Raw genomic sequence first — 5,673 nt, forward strand, 5'->3', positions numbered from 1 at the left:
GGCTCGCTGCGGACCACCTCACCGCCGACCCTGATGCGCTGCGCATGATCGCCGACTATGCCTCGGGCGACGGACGCAGCGCCTACAACGCGCTCGAGATCGCCGGCCGTCTGGCCGCGACCCACAGCGATCACCGCATCACGCGTGAACTCGCCAGCGAAGCGCTGCAACAACGCGTCCTGCTCTACGACAAGAATGGCGAGCAGCACTACGACATCATCTCCGCACTGCACAAATCCGTGCGCAACAGCGATGTCGATGCCTCGCTCTACTGGATGGGTCGCATGCTTGCAGGCGGTGAAGACCCGATGTACGTTGCACGCCGCCTCGTTCGCATGGCCATCGAGGACATTGGACTTGCTGCACCGGAGGCTCTCAACCTCGCACTTTCTGCGCGCGACGCCATGCACTTCCTGGGCAGCCCGGAGGGCGAACTCGCATTGGCCGAGCTGGTCGTCTATCTCGCGCTCGCGCCCAAGTCGAATGCGGTCTACACGGCGTGGGGTGCGGTGCGGCAGGACATTGAGACCACCCGCGCCGAACCGGTGCCGCTGCACCTGCGCAACGCGCCCACCCGCCTGATGAAGGAGCTGGGCTATGCGGAGAAGTATCAGTACTCGCACGATGTCGAGGGCAAGGTCGCCGACATGGCTTGCCTGCCGGAGAGCCTGCAAGACCGCCGCTACTACCACCCCACCAGCGACGGCCGCGAGAAGCTGCTGCGTCAGCGCATGGACGAAATACGCGAAGCCCGCGAACGCGCGCGCGAAGCCAACCTGCGCACTGACGCACAGCACCCTCACAAACGCTAGCGGATGCTCGCGATCTGCCGGTCACGCCAGTGACGCAGATCTACTCAGTGGCGTAGCCCACCATCTTCCAGCCGCTCCCCTCGTGCACCATCACTACCGTCTCCTGCTGACTGTGGCCATTCACAAAGACGGTGGTGTAAGCCAGCGCGACGTACTCGGCCTTCGGCAGATTCGGGATTGCGTCCTTCCATTCCGACGCGGACAGATCGCGCGTCAGCACCGGGTCGAGAGGCTTGCGCACGGCGAGCATTCGCCGCACCCAGCCCTCCTTCGGCACCTGCGTGTGGAAGTAGTTGGACGCCGCCTCCCAGCTTTTGCCGTAGTCCTCGGAGTCCTCGATCGCGAGCCATGCGTCGGCCGCGGTGTGCGCGGCAGCGATCGCATCCGCATGCTGTGCGTTGAGCTTTTCCTGCTTCTTCTGCGCTGTCGCAGGCAGCGTCAGTATCAGCGCCGCCAGCCATACCGTGGGCCTGCTCACCATGCGCTCAGATTAAATCGTGGCTGCGTCGCGCGTGAAAGCGTGCCCCGTCGCGCGGTCAGCGCACAAGGGCGCTTGCCGATGCGACCACCGGTGATGGCGGCCCGCTCGGCAGCTCCTTCACCGCGTCCAGGATGATGCCCGGCGTCAGCACCTCCGGCAGCACCTTCGCCCGCGCTCCTGCTGTGCCCGGATACAGCGCATACGTCGGCACGCCGCTCCTACCCAGCCCAGCCAGCGCCCGCGCGATGCTCTCATCGTGGCGCGTCCAGTCCGCACGCAGCAGCGCGATCTTGCCATCCTGCAGCTTCGACAACACCTCTGGGCGCTCGAGGACCACGCGCTCGTTCACCTGGCAGCTCAGGCACCAATCCGCGGTAAAGTCGACAAACACCGGACGCCCCTGCGCCTGATAGCTCGCCACCAGCGCGGGCGAGAACGTCTGCCACCGCTTGGTTGAATCAACATGCACCGTGCTCGCCTGCTCCGGCGCGGGCAGCGTGCGGATGGCATAGACCGGGGCTGCAATCGCTGCAACGACGACCACCGCCGCCGCGAGCGTTGCCGCGCCCCGTGCCGGCCATCTCCCAAGCACCCAGCCTGCAATCGCCAGCAGCAGAAAGCCCGCCAGCAAGCCAATTAGCGCATTTGTGCCTGCCGTGTGCGCAAATAGCCAGACCAGCCAGATCACCGTCGCAAAGATGGGGACCGCCGTCGCCTGCTTCAGCACCTCCATCCACGCACCCGGCCGCGGCAGCACGCGCGTCCACGCCGGCTGGAAGGCCAGAACGAGATACGGCAGTGCAAGCCCAAGAGCGAGCGCCGTGAACACAGCGAACGTGACCACTGCGCTCTGCGTCAGGGCGAAGCCGATCGCCGGCCCCATCAGCGGCGCCGTGCACGGCGTCGCTACGACCATCGCGAGCACGCCGGTGAAGAAGCTCCCCGACAGGCCGCGCTGGTTCGCCAGTGAGCCGCCGGCGCTGGTCACGCTGAGCCCCACTTCGAACATGCCCGCAAGCGACAGCGCGAAGAAGAACAGCAGCAGCGCGATCATCGCGACAAACACTGGCGACTGGAACTGGAAGCCCCACCCGAGTTGCTGTCCACCGGCACGCAGCACCAGCAGCACCGCGACGACAACCCAGAACGACACCACAATCCCAAGCGTATACACCAGCCCATGCAGCCGCATGGTGCGGCGCTCCTCGGTCGAGGACTGCACCAGCGCCAGCGCCTTAATGAACAGCACAGGGAAGACGCACGGCATCAGGTTGAGAATCACTCCGCCGACGAACGCCAGCCCGGCAAACCGCAGCCACCCCGCTGCGCTCGCAGCTGGCGCCTGCGCAGTGATCACACCAGGGTGCGCCGCTATCTCAAACGCGGCGCCATCACCCAGCACCAGCACGCCGTTCAGCGCAGTGAGCGTGCCGTGCAGTGCCTCATCCTTCTTCAGCGCCAGCGCAACGCCATCTTTGCGCTCTGTCACAACCTGCGGCGCGGCGTTTGCGAGCACGCTTCCATTCGCCGGAAAGAACTCTGCGCGCTTCTCCCCCGGAATGCCCGAGACGGCGAGCGTCAGCCCGTCAGCCGATGGCGCGAACACCGCTGCTCCCGCCGGCAGTGGCCTCGGGAACACCTGGCTGTGCGCGAACTGCAGCTTCTCTTGAAGCCCTGCACCACTCGCCGCCTGCGGCAGATTCACGGTGAGCGAGGCCTTCCCCGGGATGCACGCCTGCCGGCACACGAGCCAGGTCAGGTCCGCGCGCAATGCCATCGGCGCGGCACCCGGCACGAGATAGTGGCTCGCCTCTTGCGGCGTGTTGATCCATACGGGAAACGCGACTCGCTTCTCGTAGCCGAAGTCCATCAGCGGACCAAGCGGCAACCGGCGCGGCGCAGGATAGTCGAATGGAGTCGCTGTGAAGCCAGGCGGTAGATGCCACGTCGCGGTCGGTGGCTCACCGGAGTCGCCGGCATTCTTCCAATACACGTGCCAGCCAGGATCGAGCGTGTAATCGATCCACACGCGAAGCTGGTGCGACCTGTCGGAGGCGGCCGGGGGCTCGGGAACCAACTCCACCGAGAGATGCAGGGCCTTCGCGCTACTCGCCTGGGCCGATGCGCCGCGCACGCTCGCGCCGAACACGAAGAGCGTCAGCAGGACGAGATGCCATACGGTGGAACGCCAGGGACGAGCTTTCATAGGGCTTGCCACCATTGTAGGACGGCCCGCCCCCGGCGAAGTTACAGAAGCAGAGAGTTATCGGGCTGCGTGGCGGCGGGCCAACGCGGCGTGCTCTTTCAGCATGCAGCGATCCATCACCACGCCAATACCGTCTTTCTCCGCCCAGTCAGCGGCCTCTTCGTGCATGACGCCCTCTTGCAGCCACAGGTAGGGCACCTTCAGCCGCATCGTGTCCTTCACTACTTCAGGAACGAACATGGGCGCGCGGAAGACCTCGACCACGTCTACCTTCTCCGCTGCGCACGCCTGATCCAGATCGCGATAGACCTTCTGGCCCAGGATGGTCGCGCTCTGTGCCTGCGGATTCACGGGCACAATCCGGTAGCCCTGCTGCTGCAGGTACTCGGCAACGTGGTGGCTCGGCCGGTCGCGCTTCTCTGACAGACCGACCACCGCAATTGTCTTCGCCGTGTCCAGAATCCGCTGGATCAGCTCTGGCTCGTTCATCGCATCTCCTCTTGCTCTAACTTCGATGCGCCGGCCATGACGACCGACGCAGCAAGTCAGACGAGAGAAGAACGCTGACCGAGCTTACTCGGTGATGATGCGATCCGCCCATTCGACCAGGCCGACAAAGATAGTGGGATTCCCGTACTTGGCTCCGTAGTTCGCCAGGTCCGTCTCCGACACGCTGCGCGCTCGCGAACAGGCGCCGCACGCGAAGATCTGGACGCCCTTCGCCGACAGCTTGTCCATGGTCTGCGCCAGCGGAGGCCAGCCGACCGGCACCACAGCCTCGGCGACACTCTTGCGCATCAGGCTGACTGCCTCACCCAGCAGAAAAAGGCGCACCGTATGTCCCGCTTCCGTCAGCGCAAGGCCATGGAGAAACGGAAACGCAGCCTTCGTGGGATCATCCGATCCCCACGCGCTCTTCATGAATATGTTGAGGCTTCTGTGACCTGCCGGGGTGGGGGCCGCCTGCGGCGAAGCGAGCAAGGATGGAGCCCCGCCCATGGCCAGGATAGGTAAAGACGCTAACTGCGAGAGAAAGGAGCGACGCGACAAGAACACCTCCAGGGATGAACGCAAGAGAGGGCCCGGCCTGACCTTATACCCTCGCGACGCCATTCAAGGTGAACTCTTGTCGATATCTAGATATCCAATTCGTCTCCCGAAGCCGCAACCGGCGCGCCACCCTGCCGGCGCATCAGCAGGTAGCCGCGGATGAACGGAGCCAACGCGCCATCGAGCACGCTGTCCACATCGCCCACCTCGACCTTGGTTCGGTGATCCTTCGCAATGCGATACGGCTGCAGCACATAACTGCGAATCTGCGATCCGAAGTTGATATCCAGCTTCGAATCCTCCAGCTTGCGGCTCGCTTCCTTCTTCTTATCCAGCTCGTATTCATAAAGGCGTGAGCGCAGCATCTTCATCGCCTTCTCGCGATTCTTGTGCTGCGAGCGCTCGTTCTGGCACTGCACCACGATGTTGGTCGGAAGATGCGTGATGCGCACAGCGGAATCCGTAGTATTCACGTGCTGGCCGCCCTTGCCGCCGCTGCGATATGTATCCGTGCGAATTTCGTCCGGCTTGATGTCGATCTGGATCGAATCATCGATCTCGGGCGACACAAACACGCTGGCGAACGAAGTATGCCGCCGCTTCGCCTGGTCGAATGGCGAGATCCGCACCAGCCGGTGCACACCCGTCTCGCCTGACAGCAGGCCATACGCGGACTCGCCCGTGATGGTGAACGTGGCCGATTTGATGCCCGCCTCTTCGCCATCCTGGTAGTCGTTCATCTCGGTCTTGAAGCCTTCGCGCTCGGCCCAGCGCAGGTACATGCGCATCAGCATCTCGGCCCAGTCCTGGCTCTCCGTACCGCCTGCGCCCGGATGCACTGTCACGATCGCGTTCAGCGCGTCGGTCTCGCCCGAGAGCATGGTGCGCGTCTCGAGTTCTTCCGCATACTGTCCCAGCGATTTGATCTCACGATCGAGCTCTGGCTCTACCGCCTCGCCTTCGCGCGCCAGGTCGAAGTAGGCATCAATATCCTCGGTGCGCCGCGTCAGCTCGACGTCGTAAGCAAGCTGCTCCTCGAGCCGCTTGCGCTCACGCATCAGCACCTGTGACTCAGCGGGCTTGCCCCAGATCTCCGGATCGGCCAGCTTTTCTTCTACTTTTTT

Annotated in this window: 6 protein-coding genes; 1 reads left to right on the plus strand and 5 read right to left on the minus strand. The window is 64.1% G+C overall.

Going from position 1 to position 5,673, the window contains the following annotated elements; genetic code table 11:
• A partial coding sequence (locus AC5IJH_RS18145; RefSeq protein WP_491904233.1) for an AAA family ATPase occupies positions 1-812 on the plus strand: 812 nt, incomplete at its 5' end.
• Positions 813-852: 40 nt separating this feature from the next.
• Here the strand turns inward: AC5IJH_RS18145 and AC5IJH_RS18150 are convergent.
• The 5 genes from AC5IJH_RS18150 to prfB form a co-directional block, all read right to left on the minus strand.
• Complete coding sequence (locus tag AC5IJH_RS18150) at positions 853-1,293, minus strand: DUF4019 domain-containing protein (RefSeq protein ID WP_491904234.1); 441 nt, start codon at positions 1,291-1,293, stop codon at positions 853-855.
• A 55-nt stretch (positions 1,294-1,348) separates the two neighbouring features.
• Positions 1,349-3,499 (minus strand): protein-disulfide reductase DsbD family protein, encoded by a 2,151-nt coding sequence (locus AC5IJH_RS18155; RefSeq protein ID WP_491904235.1) that lies wholly within the window; start codon positions 3,497-3,499, stop codon positions 1,349-1,351.
• Between the two features lie 57 nt (positions 3,500-3,556).
• Positions 3,557-3,988 (minus strand): CoA-binding protein, encoded by a 432-nt coding sequence (locus AC5IJH_RS18160; RefSeq protein WP_491904236.1) that lies wholly within the window; start codon positions 3,986-3,988, stop codon positions 3,557-3,559.
• An 84-nt stretch (positions 3,989-4,072) separates the two neighbouring features.
• The gene (locus tag AC5IJH_RS18165) at positions 4,073-4,420 is read right to left on the minus strand and encodes a DsrE family protein (RefSeq protein WP_491904237.1); all 348 of its coding nucleotides are present in this window, start codon (positions 4,418-4,420) and stop codon (positions 4,073-4,075) included.
• A gap of 215 nt (positions 4,421-4,635) precedes the next feature.
• The coding region (gene prfB / locus AC5IJH_RS18170; RefSeq protein WP_491904238.1) for a peptide chain release factor 2 at positions 4,636-5,673 on the minus strand (1,038 nt) is incomplete at its 5' end.

This window comes from Candidatus Dedyshia acidiphila, from assembly GCF_051025295.1.
Taxonomy (GTDB): domain Bacteria; phylum Acidobacteriota; class Terriglobia; order Terriglobales; family Acidobacteriaceae; genus KBS-83.

Coding starts and splice junctions, on each gene's coding strand:
- AC5IJH_RS18165 (WP_491904237.1), bottom strand. CDS start 4,420: ATGAAGAGCGCGTGGGGATCGGATGATCCCACGAAGGCTGCGTTTCCG.
- AC5IJH_RS18160 (WP_491904236.1), bottom strand. CDS start 3,988: ATGAACGAGCCAGAGCTGATCCAGCGGATTCTGGACACGGCGAAGACA.
- AC5IJH_RS18155 (WP_491904235.1), bottom strand. CDS start 3,499: ATGAAAGCTCGTCCCTGGCGTTCCACCGTATGGCATCTCGTCCTGCTG.
- AC5IJH_RS18150 (WP_491904234.1), bottom strand. CDS start 1,293: ATGGTGAGCAGGCCCACGGTATGGCTGGCGGCGCTGATACTGACGCTG.